The 21,788-nt window shown below is 41.8% G+C and carries 9 protein-coding genes; 4 read left to right on the top strand and 5 right to left on the bottom strand.

All coding sequences use genetic code 11. The features are described from left to right. Positions 1 to 8: 8 nt before the first annotated feature. From F6K38_RS20595 to F6K38_RS20585, 3 genes are read left to right on the top strand one after another with little or no spacing between them, the layout of a single operon-like run. A complete protein-coding gene (locus F6K38_RS20595) occupies positions 9 to 6,044 on the top strand; it encodes an SDR family NAD(P)-dependent oxidoreductase (RefSeq protein WP_353737207.1) in 6,036 nt (2,011 codons plus the stop codon). Next, entirely contained in the window at positions 6,041 to 9,481 is a 3,441-nt protein-coding gene (locus F6K38_RS20590) for a non-ribosomal peptide synthetase (protein WP_287357294.1), read from the top strand. The genes F6K38_RS20595 and F6K38_RS20590 overlap by 4 nt, the downstream gene beginning before the upstream one ends. After that, positions 9,478 to 13,713 (top strand): non-ribosomal peptide synthetase, encoded by a 4,236-nt coding sequence (locus F6K38_RS20585; protein WP_287357292.1) that lies wholly within the window; start codon positions 9,478 to 9,480, stop codon positions 13,711 to 13,713. The genes F6K38_RS20590 and F6K38_RS20585 overlap by 4 nt, the downstream gene beginning before the upstream one ends. A 61-nt stretch (positions 13,714 to 13,774) precedes the next feature. On the opposite strand, the gene F6K38_RS20580 is transcribed toward F6K38_RS20585, so the two are convergent. Further along, on the bottom strand, positions 13,775 to 14,092 hold the full coding sequence (locus tag F6K38_RS20580; protein WP_287357290.1) for a hypothetical protein: 318 nt from the start codon (positions 14,090 to 14,092) through the stop codon (positions 13,775 to 13,777). A gap of 71 nt (positions 14,093 to 14,163) precedes the next feature. Between F6K38_RS20580 and F6K38_RS20575 the strand changes: the two genes are divergently transcribed. Next, on the top strand, positions 14,164 to 15,069 hold the full coding sequence (locus tag F6K38_RS20575) for an alpha/beta fold hydrolase (RefSeq protein ID WP_287357296.1): 906 nt from the start codon (positions 14,164 to 14,166) through the stop codon (positions 15,067 to 15,069). 332 nt (positions 15,070 to 15,401) lie between these two features. Here the strand turns inward: F6K38_RS20575 and F6K38_RS20570 are convergent, their stop codons facing one another. The 4 genes from F6K38_RS20570 to F6K38_RS20555 all read right to left on the bottom strand — a co-directional run bounded on the left by F6K38_RS20570 (position 15,402) and on the right by F6K38_RS20555 (position 21,710). After that, a complete protein-coding gene (locus tag F6K38_RS20570) occupies positions 15,402 to 16,133 on the bottom strand; it encodes an FkbM family methyltransferase (RefSeq protein WP_287357288.1) in 732 nt (243 codons plus the stop codon). Positions 16,134 to 16,137: 4 nt separating this feature from the next. Next, positions 16,138 to 18,252 carry a nucleotide-binding protein gene (locus F6K38_RS20565; RefSeq protein ID WP_287357286.1) on the bottom strand — a complete coding sequence of 705 codons (2,115 nt, stop codon included), beginning with the start codon at positions 18,250 to 18,252 and terminating at the stop codon, positions 16,138 to 16,140. Positions 18,253 to 18,580: 328 nt separating this feature from the next. Beyond that, positions 18,581 to 19,414: a PIG-L deacetylase family protein gene (locus F6K38_RS20560; protein WP_287357284.1), complete on the bottom strand. Its 834-nt coding sequence runs from the start codon at positions 19,412 to 19,414 to the stop codon at positions 18,581 to 18,583. Positions 19,415 to 19,625: 211 nt separating this feature from the next. Beyond that, a complete protein-coding gene (locus tag F6K38_RS20555; protein ID WP_287357282.1) occupies positions 19,626 to 21,710 on the bottom strand; it encodes a glycosyltransferase in 2,085 nt (694 codons plus the stop codon). Between the last annotated feature and the right edge of the window lie 78 nt (positions 21,711 to 21,788).

The raw sequence follows: 21,788 nt of genomic DNA, 5'->3' as shown, positions 1-21,788 counted from the left end.
AGCACCGTCTGACTATTGCTACCCTAGTTAACGCAGCTTGGGCTTTGTTACTGAGTCGCTATAGTGGGGAATCAGAGGTATTATTCGGAGTAACGGTCTCTGGTCGTCCTGCTAATTTGTTGGGAGTAGAAAACATGGTAGGGGTGTTCATTAATACCTTACCATTGCGAGTACAAGTTTCTCCAAAAGCACAGCTCATACCTTGGCTACAGGAGTTAAACGAAAAACAGTTGCAATTACAAACAAATTGCTATATTCCTCTAGTTGAGATTCAAAAGCTCAGTCAAGTACCAGCAGGAGTAGCATTATTTCAAAACATTTTAGTCTTTGAGAACTATCCTGATATCTCTTGGCTTAAGTGGAGCAGCAATCTTAAGATAACAGAGATAGAGGGTTTTAGTAAAATCAACTATCCCCTGAGCTTAATAACAGGTGTAATTAATGAAGATTTATTGTTGAAATTTTTCTATGATACCAGTTATTTTGACAGTGAAACTATTGCTAGGATGTTGGGACATTTACAAACTTTGTTGGTAGCAATGGTGGCAAATCCAAATATTGAGTTAGGAAAATTGCCTTTAATGACAGAGGCAGAGCTAGATCAGGTATTGGTAGCGTGGAACAATAAGAAAACAGATTCCCGGACTAAAAAATGTATTCATCAGTTATTTGAGAGCTGTGTGCAGGAAACACCAGATGCAATAGCAGTAGTATTTGAGAAGCAAAAGCTGACCTACTCCCAATTAAATAGCAAAGCCAATCAACTAGCACATTATTTGCAAAAATTGGGAGTAGTTCCAGAAACGCCAGTGGGTATCTGTGTAGAACGTTCAGTAGAGATGGTAGTAGGTTTATTAGCTATACTCAAGGCAGGAGGAGCTTATGTGCCATTAGACTCCAACAATCTACAGAATTTGCCGTCAATTTCAGTAATATTAACCCTAGACTACCTCAAATCAAAATGGTACACCTATAGCGAGCAAGATGCTCGCGCTACGGTAGCTCAAATTCTGTGTCTAGATACCGAGTCGGAATCAATAGCCAAACAAAATACAGACAACCCAAACACAGAAACAACAGCCACTAACCTAGCTTACATTCTGAATCAAACCTTAGTAGAACATCAGGCTGTGGCTCAACGTTTACAATGGCTACAAGAAACGCTGAAAATAACTAATCAAGACATTCTGCTACAGAAAACCTGCCTGAGTCAAGATGTAGCAATTTTAGAAATAGGTTTACCTCTAATCAGTGGAGGTAGTGTAGTTATAGCTGCCAACGACAACCCGACAGAATTACAGGAATTAATCGGCCAGCACAAAGTAACCATAGTTCACCTGTATCCATCAGAACTACCAACCTGGTTAAACACAACTAACTCGGTAACATCTCTGAAAAGTTGGCGTACACTTCTTTGCAGTGGAGAAACCCTATTAACAGAGATAGCTGACAAATTTCTCCAAAGCTACCCAGTGTCATTACACAACTTCTACAGTATCCCAGAAGCAGCAGGAGAAATCACCCACTGGCAGTGGTCAGAAAAACCAAACAGAGAAAACGTACCTGTAGGCAATCCCGGTTGGTTATCAGTTTGTTTACTAGACCAAAACCAAAACCCAGTCCCCAAAGGAGTACCAGGAGAAATCTATATAGGTGGTTCAAGTTTAGCCAGAGGTTATCTACAGCCAAAGACATCACAAGAATTTATAGAACACCCCCAATTAGGCAGACTATTGCCAACAGGAGACATAGGTCGTTATCACAACAAAGGTTATCTAGAAATAGTCGGAGCTAAACAACGGCAAACATGGCTCAAAGGGAAGCGAATAGAACTAGCAAACATAGAAACAGCTTTGTTATCCATTACAAAAGTAGAACAAGCTTATGTACTAGCTCATCAAACATTCCTGGTAGCTTATGTCGTGGTGAGCGGAGTCTGGAACCCGAAACAATTACACTCCCAAATTGAACAGGAGTTACCCCCAAGCATGATGCCAGGAGCTTATGTTCCGCTTTCGAGCTTACCTTTGACTCACAAAGGAAAAGTAGACGAAGTAGCGTTAAAACGTTTCCCAGTAATTGATGATGATTTAGTGGAACGATGGGAAACAGAACTAAAGGCAATACCAGAAATAGAACAAGTGGCAGTAGTAGTGCAACAGAAAACACTAAAATTGCCACCATTGCATATATCAGACTTGTTGCCATCAGAACAAATAAAACTGCCGAATCATGGTGCAACTCCCGTAGTAGAAAAGTCATCTCCAACAACAGAATTAAAAACCCAATCAACATCCCAAAACCCAGCCATCAGTGAAGGAGAACCAATCAAGTGGCCGAAAGATGCACCAACTAATTTAGCAGAAGCATTAGAACGAGCAGCACAACAGCATGGGGATACGAGTCTGATATATATTCATTCAGATGGAGAAGTAATTAATCAAACCTATAGTGAATTGTGGGTAGAAGCTCAAAGACTATTAGGAGGGTTAAGGCAGTTAGGTTTGAAACCTCAAGATAAAGTAATCTTTCAGTTAGAATCAAATCAAGACTTTATCAGTGCATTTTGGGGTTGTGTGTTAGGAGGATTTGTACCAGTACCAGTATCAATACCCCCTAGTTATGACCAATCTCACAGTAGTCTGACCAAACTGCAAAACACTTGGGCTTTGTTAGGACGGCCTTTGATACTCACAGATAAAAAATTAGCTCCATCTGTGGTTGGGTGGTCCCAACGTATGAATTTAGGTAAATTCGAGGTACAAACCATAGAAAAATTGCGCGAATGTGAAGTAGATAGGAATTGGTATAATTCTCAGCCAGAGGATGTAGCCGTGTTACTACTAACTTCGGGTAGCACAGGGATGCCGAAAGCAGTAATGCAGAGTCATAGGAGTTTATTAAGTCGTAGTGCAGCAACAGCACAGATTAACAATTTTAGTAGTGAAGAAATTTCCTTGAATTGGTTTCCTCTAGACCATGTAGGTGGAATTGTAATGTTTCACATCAGGGATGTGTATTTGGGATGTCAGCAAATTCATGTACCAACACAAGAGATATTACCAGCACCGACACGGTGGTTAGATTTGATGTCTCAGTACCGGACAACAATTACTTGGGCACCTAACTTTGCTTACGAATTAGTAAATCAGCGTTTAGAAGAATTAGACTATTCCGATAGAGCAATCACTAAGTCAATATGGGATTTATCTTCCATGAAATTCGTACTCAATGGAGGTGAAGCAGTTGTTGCCAAAACCGCCAGAAAGTTTGTCAAACTACTGAGTAAATGGAAATTACCAAAAACAGCCATGCACCCAGCTTGGGGGATGTCAGAAACTGCATCTGGTGTAGCCTATTCTCATCAGTTTACCTTAGACTCAACAGATGATGGTCAGAAATTTGTAGAAGTAGGGTCTCCCATTCCTGGATTTGCCATCAGAATAGTCGATAATCAAAACCAGATAGTCTCAGAAGAAACTATTGGGCGGGTGCAAGTAAAAGGCGCGTCAGTAACCTCCGGTTACTATCAAAATCCCACAGCCAATCAAGAAGCTTTTACAGCAGATGGTTGGTTTAACACAGGAGATTTAGGGTTTCTGAAAAACGGGCGTTTAACAATTACTGGAAGACAAAAAGACGTAATTATTATTAACGGGTTAAACTACTACAGCCATGAAATAGAATCAGCGGTAGAAGAATTACCACAAATAGAAGTTTCTTACACTGCAGCTTGTGCCCTGCGAGAAACTAACAGTAATACCGATAAATTAGGGATATTTTTCAATAGTGAAAAAACAGAAGACACAGAGTTATTAGTTTTATTAAAAACTCTCAGAGAACAGGTAGTCAACCGCATGGGAATTAATCCAGATTATTTAATTCCCCTGGACAAAGAATTAATTCCTAAAACTTCCATTGGTAAGATTCAAAGGAGTCAACTGAGTCAAAGATTTGCCACAGGAGAATTCCAGGAAATCTTAAAAGGGATAGATTTAATCACGGAAAATAACAACACAATTCCTGATTGGTTTTATCAAAAAACATGGCGGAGAAAACAAGGAAATTATCAGACACATAAATTAGCTAAAATCGGAGTAATTTTAGTATTTTTAGATGAGTTAGGATTAGGTAAAAAACTGTGTCAGCTCTTAGAAAATAATTCTCAAGCTTATGTGCAGATAGAATTAGGAGAAACCTTCAAAAAAATCAATAAAAATCACTATGTAATAGCTCCAGATGTGAGAGAAGACTATCGACAATTGTACCAATCTCTAGGAGCAGAATATCAAAAAATAGGAGCAATGATTCATCTGTGGCATTATGATAAATATCCTGGAGAAATAGCTGACACAGAAACTCTAGAAACAGCACAGAAAACCGGAATTTACAGCCTTTTATTGCTCCTACAAACCTTTGGTAATCAGAAGGGAAATTATCCAGTACGACTACTGTATGTCGCCAGTCAGAGCCAGTCTCTTGAACCCAAGGAACTCATTGCCTATGAAAAAGCAACAGTACCAGGTTTGTTGAAAACTATTCCCCAGGAAAACCCTGAGTGGGATTGTCGGCATTTAGACTTACCACAAGAATCATTAGAAGTCAATAGCAATCGGATACTTGAGGAACTAACTATTGATGTCAAAGATACGGTTCCCGAAAAATCAGAAGTGGCTTATCGAGATGGAGAGCGTTGGGTATCAGGTCTGGAGAAAATTGACCTACCTTCAAAACCTAAACAAACATTACCATTCAAAACAGGAGGCACTTACCTGATCAGTGGTGGTTTAGGAGGAATTGGTGTTGAAATTGCTAAGTATCTCCTGGAAAATTATCAGGCCAAACTATTGTTGTTAGGTCGTACATCTCTACCAGATAGCAACAGTTGGGAAACATATTTACAACAAGGGGGTAAACTAGCAGAGAAAATCAAAGCTTACCAAGAATTACAAAAACTAGGTGGTGAGGTGATATACCTTGGGGTGGATATTGCCAATCAAAAAGCAGTGCAGGAGGTAGTACAGCAAACTTTGTCTGGATGGAACACTCAACAACTGGATGGGGTGATTCATTTGGCCGGGTTGATGCAGGAGCGTTTGTTGAGGGAGGAAACACCAGAGAGTTTCGCTGAGGTGTTACGGCCTAAATTATTAGGAACTTGGGTATTACATCAATTGGTAGAAAAGCAACCAAAGAGTTTATTTATTAATTTTTCCTCTATTAATGGTTTCTTTGGTGGCACGACGGTGGGAGCTTACGGTGCAGCTAATAGTTTCTTGGATGCTTTCTCTTACTATCAACGTTATCAGAGTCAATTACAGAGCTATTGTTTAGCTTGGAGTATGTGGGATGAAATGGGGATGAGTCGGGGTTATCAGATGAAGCAGTTAACTCAAGCTAAGGGTTATCTAGCAGTGGGATTATCTCAAGGTATGTCTTCACTGTTAGCAGGTTTATGCCATAACCAACCCTACTTAATGGTGGGTTTGGATGGTAGTAATCTTAATATCAGAAGGTTGACTTCTACTTCGGATAGTCTGCAACAATTAACGGCTTACTTTACTACTAACGGTAAAGGTAAACCAAATGTGAGTGTTCTGGAGCGCCAGGTACAGGATGCAGTGGGTAAACCTAGTAGTTGTGCTCTGGTGGAGTTGGCTGAAATGCCTTTGACTGAGGATGGGAATATTGATATAGCTTTACTTTCTCAGAGTAATTTGGGTCGTTCTACTCAAGAAAGGGTAAAACCTAGGAATGAGACAGAGCGTCAAATAGCTCAAATCTGGCAGGAACTGCTTGGGGTTTCCCAGGTGAGTATCTATGATAATTTATTTGAATTGGGTGGGAATTCACTGTTGGCGACTCAGGTGATTTCTCGCTTACGAAAGGCTTTTGAGATGGAACTGACTTTACAGCGTTTATTTGAGTCACCAACTATTGCTGGCATAGCTAAACATATTGAAGTGCTGCGTCAGCTTTCACAAGATAAGACTATATTAATCTCTGAAACAGAGGAAGAATATTATGAGGAGGAATTGTTATGAAAACAGTTGAGTTTGTCTCTTACCTACAAAATTTAGGTGTCAAACTTTGGATAGACAAAGATAGACTTGGCTATCGTTCCCCTAAAGGAGTAATGACAGCAGAGCTGAAACGAAATCTAGTGGAGCGCAAAACAGAAATTTTAGAGTTTCTTCTGGAAGTAGAAAAAACTCAGGAATCTGTAGCTAGTTCTATTCAACGAATTTCTAGGGAACAGGTAATACCCTTATCCTTTGCACAACAAAGGCTATGGTTTATTGAAAAAATGGGCTTGAGTAGCAACGCCTACAATATGCCATTAATTCTACATCTAGTAGGAAAACTAGACTATATAGCCCTAGAAAAAAGTATCAACCAAATTATTGCTCGCCATGAAACCCTGAGAACAACCTTCAGTGAAATCAACGGCACACCAGGACAAATAATTAAATCCTATTTTGAATTAGAACTACCCATAATTGACCTCACTGGGTTAACACCATCTCAGCAAACCACTAAACTTCAACAACTACTCCAACAAGAAAATGAACAAATATTCAATCTAGAAGTAGACCCCCCCATACGCGCTCAGTTGTTTCAACTAGGAACAACAGAAAACATACTGCAAATCACATTACATCACATAGCAAGCGATGGGTGGTCACTGACCGTATTACCCAAAGAACTCTCAGCCATTTACACTGCTACACTGGAAGACAAAGCATCCCCATTACCCTCACTACCAATACAATATGCCGACTTTGCAGTGTGGCAAAGGAACTACTTACAAGCTCAAACCCTAGAAACCCAACTAAGTTACTGGAAGCAAAAGCTGCAAAACTTACCTCAACTACAACTACCAAAAGACCATCCTCGACCCCCAGTTCAAACTTTTAATGGAGCAGGTATACCGATAAATATACCAGCAGCACTAACATCAAAAGTTAAACAACTGACCCAAAATCAGGGAACTACCCTATTTATGACCTTGCTAGCAGTCTTCAAAGTATTACTGTCTCGTTACAGTGGTCAAGAAGGTATCGCTGTGGGTTCGCCCATAGCCAACCGCAACCGCTCAGAAATAGAAGGGTTGATAGGTTTTTTTGTGAATTCCCTAGTGATGTACACAGACCTGGGAGGAGACCCTAGTTTCACAGAAGTATTAAACCGAGTTAAACAAACAGCCCTAGAAGCTTATGGTCACCAAGACATACCCTTTGAGAAATTGGTAGAAGAGTTGCAGCCAGAACGGTCTCTATCGCAAAGTCCCTTATTTCAGGTAATGTTTGCGGTGCAGCAGTCGGAAATCTTGAAACCATCCTTCAGCTTACCTAACTTAGAAGTAGGTTGGTATGAAGAGGTAGAAGCTGAGATGACAGTGCGGACGGATATGGAATTACATCTGTGGCCAGTAGGAGAAGAAATCAAAGGATTTTGTGCCTATAACCGAGACTTGTTTGAGCCACAAACAATTAGTAGGATGGTGTCACATTATGAAAACTTACTATCAGCATTGGTTGAGACACCAGAGCAACCTATTAGCAAGTTGCCATTAATGAAAGAGGCAGAGCTAGACCAAATACTGGTAGAGTGGAACAACACCAAAACAGATTACCCAAAAGACAAATGTATCCATCAGTTATTTGAGGAACAGGTCCAGAAAAACCCAGATGCAGTAGCAATAGTATTTGAGGAGCAAAAGCTGACCTATTCCCAATTAAATTGCAAAGCCAATCAACTAGCTAATTACTTGCAAAAATTGGGAGTAGTCCCAGAAATGCTAGTGGGTATATGTGTAGAGCGTTCAGTAGAGATGGTAGTAGGTTTACTCTCCATACTCAAAGCCGGAGGAGCTTATGTACCATTAGATCCTAATTATCCCAAAGAACGCCTCAATTACATGGTAGAAGATGCTCAACTCTCTATACTACTGACTCAAGAAAAATGGCAACATCATCTATCGGAAACTATAGCATCTGTGATTTGTTTGGATACAGATGAAGAAATTATTAGTCAACAGAGTCAACAAATGCCTGAAAATCAGGTAACAGCTAATCACTTAGCTTACGTTATCTATACTTCAGGTTCTACAGGCAAACCAAAAGGAGTAACTATTCCTCATCAAGGAGTAGTTCGGCTAATCTGCAACAACAACTATGTGCAACTTGAACCAACAGATCGAGTAGCTCAAGTTTCCAACACCTCTTTTGATGCGGCCACATTTGAAATTTGGGGAGCTTTATTACATGGAGCAGTGGTAGTAGTAATTACCAAATCTCTACTCCTTTCTCCTCAAGAGTTTGTTAACTATATCAAACAAGAAAAAATTACTACACTGTTTTTGACAACAGCTTTATTTAATCAGTTAGCCTACTCAGTACCAGAAGCATTCAGTAACTTGAAGAATTTGTTATTTGGAGGAGAGGCAGTAGATCCGAAATCAGTGAAACAAGTAGTTGATCAAGGTGCACCAGAAAGATTGCTTCATGTATATGGACCAACAGAAAACACTACATTTTCTTCATGGTACAAGGTGACTGAAGTACTAGAAGGAGCAACAAATTTGCCCATAGGTAAGCCAATATCTAACACCCAAATATATATCCTCGACTCCCAATTACAACCAGTGCCCATAGGAGTGCCTGGAGAACTTCATATTGGAGGAGATGGTTTAGCAACAGGCTACCACAACCGCCCCGAACTCACAGCCGAGAAATTTATTTCCAACCCCTTTGACAAGTCACAGGCTACAAGGTTATATAAAACAGGAGACTTAGCACGTTATCTACCAGATGGCAACATAGAATTTATAGCTCGAATTGACCATCAGGTAAAAATTAGAGGATATCGCATTGAAACAGGAGAAATAGAAACAGTTCTTAATTCATATCCTCAAGTCCAAAAAACAGTAGTAGTAGCAAGAGAAGATAACTCTGGTAATAAAGGTCTAGTGGCTTATCTGGTGCTAGAAAGTGAAACTCCAGAAGTATCAGATACAGAAAAAATAGAGAAAATGAAACAGTATCTGAAACAGGGGTTGCCAGAATATATGATTCCTAGTAGATTTGTACTGTTGTCACAACTACCACTGACTCCCAATGGCAAGGTAGACCGTAAGGCTTTGCCTGTACCGGATGTGGCTAGTAGTGTGTCAACGGAGTATGTAGCTCCACAGACGGAGACACAAAAGGTATTAGCAGAGATTTGGGCAGAAGTGTTAGGAATAGAAAAGGTGGGGATACATGATAACTTCTTTGAATTGGGGGGGCATTCTTTGCTGGCTACTCAAGTTGTGTCTAGGATACAACAAGCTTTTGAGAAGGAAGTGACTTTGCAGGATTTATTTGAGTCCCCTACTATTACTGACATTGCCCAGAACCTTGAAGTGCTGCATCAAGTTGCTCAAAATCAAACCACCTTAATTTCAGAAACAGAAGAACAGGAGGCATTTTTATTATGAAAACATTTGAATTTGTATCATATCTGCAAAATATAGGTGTCAAACTTTGGATAGATAAAGAGCAATTAGGTTGTCAGGCTCCGAAGGGAGTAATCACACCAGAACTGAGACAGGATATACTTGAGCGCAAAACAGAAATCCTAGAGTTTCTGCGGAAAGCTCGCACAAATAAAGAACCATTAGCAACGACTATTAAAAAAATTCCTAGGGATGGTAAGTTGCTCTTATCTTTTGCTCAGGAAAGGTTATGGTTTATTAACCAGCTATTTCCTGATAACTCTTCCTATAATCAGCCAATTGCCTTAAACCTGAAGGGGCCTTTAAACGTTGTAGCTTTGGAGCAAAGCCTGAAAGAAATCATCCAACGCCATGAAACTTTAAGAACTAGTTTCCCCGAAATAAATGGACAACCCGTACAGATAGTTGCTCCTGTAATGGAACTGCCACTGACTGTGGTAGATTTGCAAAGTAGCGACTCGACCCACGAACAATCAGAAAAAGTTAAAGAGTTAGTCAGACAGGAAGCTATCGCAACTTTTGACCTAGCTAATGGTCCAGTGCTACAAGTTACTTTGTTGCAACTAGAGTCAGAACATCATGTGTTGCTGATCAAAATGCATCATATTATCTCTGATGGTTGGTCTTTGGGAATTTTAGTAAGAGAGTTCTCGACCCTATATGATGCTTTTGCTCAAGGAAAGTTACCGGCTTTACCAGAGTTGCCCATCCAATACGCGGACTTTGGTCACTGGCAACGAGAATGGTTGACAGGAGAAGTCCTTGAGAAACAACTGAATTACTGGAGAAAACAGTTGTCTGGAATTTCCCCTATTCTGGATATTCCTACCGACTATCCTCGTCCTACTGAACCTACTTTTAAAGGTGGGATGGAATATTTTCAGCTTGACTCCTATTTAACCCAAAAACTGAAACAGTTAAGCCAAGAGTCAGGAAGTACGTTATTTATGACTTTGTTGGCTGCGTTTTTTGTTTTACTATCACGATATAGTAATCAGTCTGATTTGGTGGTCGGTTCTCCCATTGCCAACCGCAATCGAAGGGAAATAGAACCATTAATCGGTATGTTTGTCAATACCCTTGTTTTGCGGGCTAACTTGGCAGATAACCCAACCTTTAGAGAATTATTAGCTCGAGTACAAAAAACTACGTTAGACGCTTATACTTACCAAGATTTACCCTTTGAAAAGCTACTGGAAGAATTGCAAACGGAGCGAAACCTAAGTCATAACGCTTTAGTACAGGTGATGTTTGCTGTCCAGAATAACAAAATGGAGGCTTGGAATCTGCCAGGTTTAGAGGTAAGTCAAACGGAATTTGATTTTGATTTCACTAGATTCGATTTGGAAGTTCACTGTGGCGAAGTTTCATCTGGTATAGCAGCTTTTTGTATTTACAACACTGATATATTTAAGCTAGAGACAATATCTCGGATGATGAGACATTTCCAGACTTTGTTAGAAGCAGTGGTGGCTAACCCTGAACAGAAAGTATTGCAGTTGCCACTAATGAAATCATCAGAGCTACATCAGATATTGGTGGAGTGGAACAACACGAAAACAGATTATCCTAGGGACAAATGTATCCATCAGTTATTTGAAGAACAAGTAGAAAAAACACCAGATGCAGTAGCGGTAGTCTTTGAGGATAAGCAACTTACCTACTCTGAGTTAAATAGTCGAGCTAACCAATTAGCTCACTACTTGCAAACCCTGGGGGTTAAACCAGAAGTGTTAGTGGGTATTTGTGTAGAGCGATCGCTCTTGATGATAGTAGGATTATTGGGAATTCTCAAGGCAGGTGGGGCTTATGTACCATTAGACCCAAATTATCCATCGGAACGGTTAGCTTATATGCTCTCTGATGCAGGTGTGTCGGTATTGCTGACTCAGCAGTCATTAGTAGCATCCTTGCCAGAACATCAAGCTGAGGTAGTGTGTTTGGATAATGATTGGGAAACTATTGCTAATCAAGGTATTCAAAATCCTCCCAGTAAGGTAACAGCAGAGAATTTGGCTTATGTGATTTATACTTCTGGATCTACAGGAACACCTAAAGGAATTCTAATCTGCCATCAGTCTGTGGTCAATTTTTTGGTATTCATTAATTTTTGTCCTGGATTAACTGAGTCTGATACTTTAAATGCTATTACCACCATATCTTTTGATATAGCAGCTTTGGAATTGTATCTTCCACTTATAGTAGGAGCAAAGCTAGTGGTGGTTCCTCGTGAAATAGCTACTGATGGTTATCAGCTATTGCCGCAGTTATGGAAATCACAGGCAACAGTGATGCAAGGAACGCCTGCTACTTGGCAAATGTTATTAACTTCAGGTTTATCTGAGCAAAAGCCAAAATTAAAAGTTTTGTGTGGCGGAGAAGCTTTGTCTGTTCAATTAGCCCATGAACTATTAGAGACTGGAAGTGAGGTATGGAATCTTTATGGTCCTACAGAAGCTACGATTTGGTCAACGATTTACCAGCTAGGGGATGAGTCAAAGCCAGGAGAAAGTGGAAATGTAATCACATCAATTGGTCGTCCTATTGCTAATACTCAAATCTACATTTTAGATAGCAACACTCAACCAGTACCTATAGGAGTACTAGGAGAACTACACATAGGCGGAGATGGATTAGCTAGAGGCTACCTCAACCGTCCGGAATTAACGGCAGAAAAATTTATCCCTAACCCCTTTGAGAATAACTCAAAATTATATAAAACAGGAGATTTAGGCCGTTATTTACCAGATGGCAATATCGAATTCATTGGTCGCATTGACCATCAAGTAAAAATCAGAGGATACCGGATAGAGACTGGGGAAATCGAAGCCACCCTCAATCAACATCCTACAGTCAAAGAAACAGTAGTATTAGCTAGGGAAGACAACCCAGGAGAAAAACGTTTAGTCGCATACATAGTCAGCGAAGACAACTCCCTCAGCACCAGTGATTTTCGTGAGTTTTTGCAACAGAAACTGCCAGACTACATGGTGCCATCTGCCTTTGTCATTTTAGAAGCTTTACCATTAACCCCTAATGGCAAGGTCGAGCGCAAAGCTTTACCAGCACCAGAAGCGAAGTTGGAAGGAAATTTTATCCTACCTCGCGATCCTGTAGAACGTCAACTTGCTCAAATTTGGTCAGAAGTTCTGAATGTCTATCCCATCGGGGTTCAAGACAACTTCTTTGACCTTGGCGGTCATTCCCTGATTGCTGTCCGTCTTATGTCTCAAATTGAGAAGCAGTTTGGTAAAAATCTCCCCCTAGCTACTATCTTCAAAGGTCAGACAATTGAACAACTTGCAACTATTCTCCGAGAGTCAACAGATTCTATTTCTTGGTCTGCCCTCGTTCCCATTCAACCTAATGGTAGTAAGCGACCTTTCTTCTTAGTACCTGGAGGTGGGGGCAATGTCGTTTATTATTCTTACTTAGCTCGCTACTTAAGTTCAGACCAGCCCTTCTATGGTTTGCAAGCTATTGGTCTTGATGGAGAATCAGAGCCTTTCACCCGAATTGAGGACATGGCTGCCCATAATATCCAAGAAATACAATCAATTCAGCCTCAAGGCCCCTATCTGCTAGGCGGCCATTCTTTCGGTGGAGCGGTCGCTCTTGAAATGGCTCAACAATTACAAAAACAGGGGCAAAAAGTAGCTTTACTAGCAATTCTAGATACTACTCCACCAGAGCCTGAAAACAAGGTACTTAGTCTAGGCTGGAACGATGCAACGTGGATGACCTACATTGGCAAATTCCTTGGACATCTATTTGGGAAAGAGTTAAATGTATCCTACGAAACCCTCGAACGACTCACTCCAGACGATCAATTCAACTACTTATACGAGCAGTTGCAACAAATAAATTTTTTCCCACCCGGAGCAGGGATTAATCAACTTAGTGGTTTTGTCAGAGTTTTCAAGGCCAATAGTATGTGTTCTTATTTTCCACAGGAAATTTATCCTACCCCAATTACTCTGTTTCGATGTATTGAGCATTATCCAGAAGAGGTTATGGATAAGGAACTTTTTGAATCTCTTAGTGTTCAAAATATGAGTCTTCCAGACTTCGGGTGGAGTCCATTTTCTTCTAGACCACTGGAAATTTATGATGTTCCCGGCGACCATATCTCGATGGTGGCAGAACCTCATGTTCAGGTTTTAGCTCAAAAGCTGATGGCCTGCATAGAAAAAGCACAAGTGAAAGACAAATAATCCTGGGGGGGGGTGACATGCAAGCTAAAATCATTACTGGGTAATAAGTTCAGCCCATCAGTTACTTAGGGCTTGCTGAAAAAGTATTTGGGTAGGGATGGCGTTGCTGAATCAAGGAATGAATGCGCGGACATCTGGTTTTAGTCAAGCCCCCTAAATCCCCCAAGCGAGCAATCCCTCGCTTGGGGGACTTGTCTTGATGCAGTCGCTCATGGGGGAAACCCCCAAGACCGCGCTGCATCGCTTGAAAGTCTTGTTCCCCCCAAAATTGGGGGGCTAGGGGGGCAAAACCATACCCAGAATCAGCAACGCCGTAGGGATAGGCAAGAGGCAAGAGGCAAGAGGCAATAGTTCCGGAGTGCTCATCCGTGCAAGACAAGCACTGACTAACACAATTGCGCTTGTGAGGGGGAGAATCAGGATTGTCCTGTGATTACAGCAATTCAACTGATGTTTCCTGATTTTCTGCCCTCCAATACCCAGCAGCTAGTTGAGTCTACCTCGATTGACCTTGCTCAAAGTATTCAGCGTCAAGCTATCTCAACTCCCCTGAGCCCCCAGGCGATTGCCACAACTTACGTTAATCAGGGTAAGGGTGGCACACCAATTCTGTTACTCCATGGCTTCGATAGTTCCTTGCTAGAATTACGCCGCTTGCTACCACTGCTGGCTCAGGAAAATGAAACCTGGGCAGTAGATTTGTTGGGTTTTGGGTTTACTGATCGCATGGCAGGGACACCATTTAGCCCCAATGCGATGCTCGGTATGAGCCGCTACGCGATCGCAACCCATCTCTATTATTTCTGGAAAACCCTGATTAGAACACCAGTCATTGTAGTCGGAGCCTCGATGGGAGGTGCAGCGGCGATTGATTTTACCCTCACTTACCCCCAGGTTGTTAAACAGTTAGTATTAATAGATAGCGCTGGCTGCACCAAGGCTCCCCCGATTGGGAAGTTCTTATTTCCTCCCTTAGGCTACCTAGCGACAGCATTTTTGGCTAATCCCAAGGTAAGGCAAGGTATAAGTAAAAACGCTTACTATGATAAACGTTTGGCCTCTGAAGATGCCCGAATTTGTGCTGCATTGCACCTAGAAATGCCTGGTTGGAATCAAGCCTTGATTGCGTTTACCAAAAGTGGTGGTTATGGTGATTTTGGGGATAAGCTGGCTCAGATTAGCCAGCCAACTCTAATTTTATGGGGTGACCATGACCAAATTTTAGGGACTGCTGCTGCTAGTAAGTTTAAGGATGCCATCCCACAATCTCAATTAATCTGGATTAAAGACTGTGGTCATGTGCCTCACTTGGAACAAGCTCAAATTACTGCTGAGCATATTTTAGAATTTGCCTAGACTTCCGGCGGGGTGGATCTCATTAAAGCTGTTTGACCCGGTGGGTGGAATGGGCATCAGGCGTGGAATGGGCATCTTGCCCGTTACAATTTTCAAACGGGCTGTCCCAACAAAGCGCGAAGAGGCGGAAAATGACGCTAGCCCTTGGGTGGTGCGTTACGGGGCGGGCTGCCCCAACACTGGCTACGAGGTTGAACATGAGGGCAAGCCCGCCCCTAACGCACCCTACGCACCCTACGCAACTTTCCCCTATTGCCTATTGCCTATTGCCTTTTGCCTTTTTCGGCAATTCGTGTGTTTACAACCGAGATACAAACGCGCTTATAGCATTTTCAGTTAAGTTTTGAAAACGCGATCGCATGTCCAACATACCAGGGAATATTGGGATAAGCTGGTTCCAGGGGCATGATGTTATATCCTAGAGAGTCAATAAAAATCTCAATAGTTTGATTCTTGAGTTTAAAGGACTCTTGATTACCATCATCTACTTCATAAATCAGGATGGGCTGATACTCTTTAATAGTTTCAATCATCCCCCTTAAAACATTAATTTCTGCTCCTTCCACATCGATTTTGACAACCGTTGGGGGTTTCAAAGTCTTTTGGGACACCAAATCATCAATACACACAAGGTCAACTGTCATTTCACCCCTGAGATCTGGAGGTGTACCCGCTGTAGCTAAAGTAGCTCCCCCTGAATGATGGGCCAGCAACAATTCTCCGGTTCCGGTTGATTCAGAAACGGCTTGTGGGAAAACAGTAACATTGGAGAAGCTATTAAGCTCGACATTCCGTCGAATAATGTCAGCATTGTTTGGAACTGGCTCAAAAGCATAAACCTGTCCAGATGGCCCAACTAGCTTCGCAGCAATAATAGTAAAAAAGCCAATATTAGCACCGATATCATAGAAGATATGATCGCGGTTTAAGCAGCTTGCTAAAGCGTTCTGAAGCGGAAGTTCATAGGTACCACGTGCAAAATCAGGATTAGAACCATCCCCATGGAATTTTAGTCCTGCACCTACTCCCTTGTTAAGGGTTACCTGTTGATTGCTTAAAGTCATTAGTCTAAACCTTTGCTACAAAGTTTTGAAATACACTTCCTGTATCGTTGCCCCATTCCCAGTTAGCGACAATCCCAACTCGGTTAATTCTAAGACGCGCCGCATCTGGATAAACATCTGTCAGGGCACGATACAATACTGGTTCATCATTGATGAAGATCATATAATTCATGCCATCAAAAACCATGCGGAGCCGATGGGAAACACCCCAGGAAATGCGTTTACCCACATTTGTCCAGACAGCATCATATAACTCCTCAAAGCCATTGAGATAGAAAAAGGAAGACATGGAAGCACCACCGTAACAGTCATCTAACCAGTTATTGATAGTGATATAATTATCAGCATCTTGCCAAAAGATAAACCCTCCACGACCTTTTTCTCCCTGTCCTCGTCTAGTTCCAGGGGGAGTAATGTCTACCTGTAAATCCGCTATTTCTGGGTGATCCCAATCAATGGTGTAGGCAGTGCGACCTGGATTAGGATGCTTAGCATCAGCTTGGACTTTGGCTGTACTATTCCCAGTCAGCTCAATTACCCCTAGCCCAATATTCCGATGCCAGACTTTGCTACCACTAGTGGTGGTTTTTCCCATCAAGTCCCCAGCTGCACCAGCAAAATCTTCAGTGATAGCTATTTCGGTACCCTCTACTACCCAAGGGGAGCCTAGGTCGAGTTCAGAAGGAATAGGGATAGTGCGTGGGTGAGCCTCAAAGGCGCGAAAATACAGACTATTATTAGGGTTAATCCCACCAATGCCAACACCGGTAGCGTTTGCCAGGCGGGTATCTGTAAAGCACTTGTTAAAGACTAACTGGCCATTGAGGTACAGGCTGAAGGTCTTAGCATCATCTAATATCTGTAAAGAGTTGATCGCTCTTGGCTGTAAATACCATAGATCGCTAACAGCTAAACATTCCCAGCTATCATGGTCTTGAATCATAAGTTGACATTTCTCCCCGTCTGCTAGGAAACTCCAGAATTGGTTTTTATCCTGAACACGCCACACAATGCGGACTCCAGTTATCTGAGTAGACGTTTCGACCAGCAAATGGATTAGCCCAGAGGGTGTGGGACACTCCAACATAGCGAGGCTATCTGGTTGAGTGGCTCTAGCACCATCAGCTGTTAACTCATAACTTCCTTGAGAGACACTCCAGACACCACCCTTGTCCGCTTCAGCACCATCTAGCAAACCATCACCAATCAGGTCATCTGCTGCCTGAGCTGTACCGTACCAGGTGGCGATGTCTGAAATTTCGGCTACATTAGCGCCATAAATGCGCGTATCGACTTCAAAACCATTCTGTCCCAAAATACTTTGGTATACACCAGCATATACTGTCGCATCATCATTGAAAGGATCAATAGCAATGGGACGCATGTTAGGGTAAGCGGCCAGACCATGAGCATGATTGACAGAAGCAGCATAATAGGCGGCTCCCTTTTCCCGCAGAACCACGATGTAATAAACCTGGAGATTTTGTAAGCCCCTAAATGCTGAGAGCAGATACCCGCCCAACCGAGTCCACAACTCTCCATTTTCTGCCCCAGTGGCATGAACAATAAAGGCATTTCCCTCTACAGTCGGGTCAACAGGAACTTCCCTGGGGAACCAACCCACTGCCAGATTCTCATCAATATTTGGCAATTTAAACGGTTTGAAATATTTTGAAATTCTGGAGGTACTACGAATCCACCATAGGAGCTTTCGCAGCATCCTGCTTTTTCCCTGACTGGAAGTCCAACGCAGAAGTCGTTTAGCCGGTTTATCTGTCTCAGGACCAATCATCCACCGATGAAGTCGTTCTGTCAGGGGCTCAATCCTTTCGGTCTGGGATGTATTATGACCATTGCTCAGAAACACTCCAAAGGCGAGTCCATTGGTACGGGTGTACGGACCATAAGCAATGCCCTGTCTGCCCCACGCAGGTTTTAGCAGAGGCTGGAGACGTAATGCGCCATTGTCAATCCCAATCAGCTTTTCGACATCTATACCCTTACGAACTGCACCACTGGGAGTTTTAGTACCAATGGTTTTACCTGCACAACAGTTGTCTGAAAATGTGTCTGTGAAGGATTTGTTTACTAAATTTTTTGGTGGATTTAATTGTTGCATGTTGTTACTTATTTATATAGCGTTTTTAAATGAGATGTGAAACTAGGATTGATGGAAATTATGAATTACCTACTCCCTACTCCATTTTATTTAAGATAAACAAAAAATAAAATGGATATATGATGCCCCATATATCCAGAAATGATATGACTGATAAAAATCTTGAACACTCTTGTTACTTATGATTTCATGATTATCTTAAATGAAGTTGCCAAATTGGCTAATTTATCGCTAGCGATGCAGCGCGGTCTTGGGGAGCCAGTGCGGTCTTGGGGGTTCCCCCCATGAGCAACTGGCGTGGTTTCCCCCATGAGCGACTGCATCAAGACTATTCAGAATTATGAGTCAAACTATATCGACGAAATAATTCATATTTTTGAAAAAAACAGTCTAAAAACTCCCCCTCTGACACATCCCTCAGGGTTAGCCAGCGTGGATGAGCAATTAGTTGCTTCATTTGAGATTGATGTTGGTCTAGGGCAGTACGTTTGATATCAAAAACATCACCAATATAGACAGATAATCTAAAATCATTCAGTAAGCGAAACCCTGACATTATGGTTTTTTTGAAAAAGGAGACTAGCTTTGGTTTACTCCCTTCGACCTTTGTCCAAGGCCAGTGATTCCAGAACCATATAGGATACTCATAAACTGTCACATCAAATTTAATTGTTTTGAGTGCAGCTATGACAATTTCATTGGTAGCATTATGGTCAGATACACCATCTTTGTAGTAGGGAATAAAAATTTCTTCAGGAAGATAGTTAAGAATAATTTGTGCGACGTTATGGATAGCAATTTTTCTGGTTTGATCTAATGTTCCATCTTTGAATTCCAGGAAGCTGACATCATGCTGTTGCAGACCAAGTTTTTGAGCGGCTGCTAAGGCTTCATTAGCACGTATTGATTTTACCTGATTTTCTGGAATCAGATGAGCATGAGATTGAGATCCATCTGTCATAAAAACAATTTTTACATCGGCTCCGGCTTGCTTTTTACGGATAATTGTTCCACCACAGCCAAGGGTTTCATCATCCTGATGGGGGGAAAATATAATCGCCGAGCGTCTTAGATTTTTTCTGTCATACTCAACTCTGGTACTATGGATTAGAAAACGATAAAACTGGCGTACCAGAGTTTGTAAGGATAATTTATTGTTCATTTTTAACTTGTCACTTGTCACTATTCCCTGATCCGAAGTTCAACAGGGTACATCTCATTTTTGGTGTTTGAGCCGGTGGTGCGTTACGGGGCGGACTTTCCCAAGGCTGGCTACGAGGCTGAAAATGACGGCGAGCCCCCCTAACGCACCCTACGCAACTGATAGCTGATAGCTGTTGGCGTAGCCTGCGCGTAGCGCATATGCTTACCTTTCAAAGAATAGTCTTGTACTGCGTAAGTAAATCATCAACAACTTTCTCGAAAGAAAATAGTTCAACCGCTCGCTGATGTCCAGCTTGTCCCATGGATGTTCTAAGTTCTTGGTCAGAAAGAAGTTGCAAGATGGCGTCTGCTAAAGCATCAGCATTACTCCGTTCAACCAGCAGACCTGTCTTACCATCTTCCACAATCTCGGGAAAAGCACCAGCTTGGGTAGCAATAACGGGAAGACCTGCAACCATAGCTTCCACAATTGGCATCCCAAATGCTTCGTGACATACTGACGGAAATACAAAAATGTCTGCCTGCTGATAATAATTGACTAACTTAGATTGAGGAAGGGAGCCAGTGAAGGATACTTGGCTGGCTAGATCAGCACCAAAGTGATCATTCAATTCGGAAAGGTATCGTCTCACGTAACCTGTCCAACTTTCATCACCGTAGAATGACGCTAACTCTGCCACTTTGGAGTCATCACTTAATCCGACAAGATAGTCGTAGGGTAATGCACCTACAGGACCAACGAGATCAAGTTTGGTTTGAGGGCAGCGCTCGAGCACTTTTTTAAACGCTTCTAATAAGACATGGGAGCCTTTTTCTGGAGATACTCTACCCACATAGAGTAATCGTTTAGCCGGATTGTTGCTTCTGCCATTTTGCTGATTATGGCTGACATAGAAATTCATGAAGCGATCAAGGTTTACCCCATTAAAAACCGGCTGACAGCGCTCGGCAAATTTAGGAAAACGCTGGCGAATCCCTTCTGTGATATACTTACTAGTACCAATAACTAAATCTACCTTACTAAGCCGCTTTTCTAGAATTTTGTGATCGAGTTGGGTCAACCACTCACAATGCATGTGCAGGGCAATTTTTATGCCTGGGTTAAAGGCTCGTATCACTGGAATAAACTGAGATAAGTTGTGAATGTGAACAACATCACATTGCTGTTTTTTCAAGTCATTTGCTACCTGTAAAATATATGCTAGGTAATAGAGTTGGGAGCCAAATATAGGACGTTTTTGATTCTGGAATCCTGGAACTTTTTCCAGATAGTTTAGCAGTTTTTTATCCCGGCCTATGGGAATATATCGATAGTCTACTCCGTCATGACTTGCCGTATTAAAGCGTTCTCCTGGTGTATAGACAATAACATCACCATCTTGAACTAAAAGACGGACGAATTCATAGGTCAAAATACCGATAGAATCCATCGGATTTGGAAACGAGGTCATCACAAAGGGTTGACAGACAAATGCTATCTTTAATCGTTTCTTAGAATCTGCTCCGTTTAATTGATGATTTAATTTGTTGTTTAATTTGTTTTGCTCTCGGTCAATCCTAGCTAATTTATTTTGCACTAAAGTGGTGTAGACTACAGTGTTACTGGGATTGAGTTTGAGGACATTGTTATAGGACGCGATCGCATCATCTAATTTGCCTTGTTCTTGGAGAGCAACTCCCAAGGTATAATGGCTGTTTACCAAGTCTGGCTGTATTGCGATCGCTTTCTGGTAGTAAGCCACCGCAGTCTTCAAATCGCCTCCTATTTTCCGAGTAACGCCCAAATCGTGATTTAATGCAGCGTAGTAGGCCTGTTTTTCTTGGGAAAGCTGCCCTTGAGCGTAGAGAGCATTACCCAAATTCACATCAGCTTCAGCACAGTTCGGCTGAATCTCCAAAGCTTTTTGATAGCATGCGATCGCATTTTCCCACTTGCCTTGTTGTTGTAGAGCATAGCCAAAGTTGTTGTAAAGCGCTACCGAGTTCGGCTGTAGGGCTAACGCTCGCTGATAAGCTTCCACTGCTTCTGACAATTGACCTTGAGCTTGACGCAAATTGCCTAAACTGAACCAAGCCTTGAAAGACTCCGGATCCACAAGCAGGGTTGTATTGAAAAACTCCTCAGCAGTTTGGTACTTACCTACCTGTTGTGCTAGCATTCCTAACCCATACAGGGCATCTGGTTGGTTAGGTATTCCTGCCAGAATGTTACGATAAACTTGCTCAGCTTCCACCAAGCGATTGGCTCGATGATATTGAAGAGCAACTTGAAGTGCTTCAGAAAGTTGTGTCACTGTTGTAATCCTCAATTTTTACTTTTTAATTGGTAATTGGTAATTGTATAGAGTTGTGAACATATTCGCCCTTGGGTA

Origin of the sequence: Moorena sp. SIO3B2 (genome assembly GCF_010692525.1) — a bacterium.
Taxonomy (GTDB): domain Bacteria; phylum Cyanobacteriota; class Cyanobacteriia; order Cyanobacteriales; family Coleofasciculaceae; genus Moorena; species Moorena producens.
Note: the sequence above shows the minus strand (reverse complement) of the source record. Positions and strands in the feature narration are given on the sequence as shown.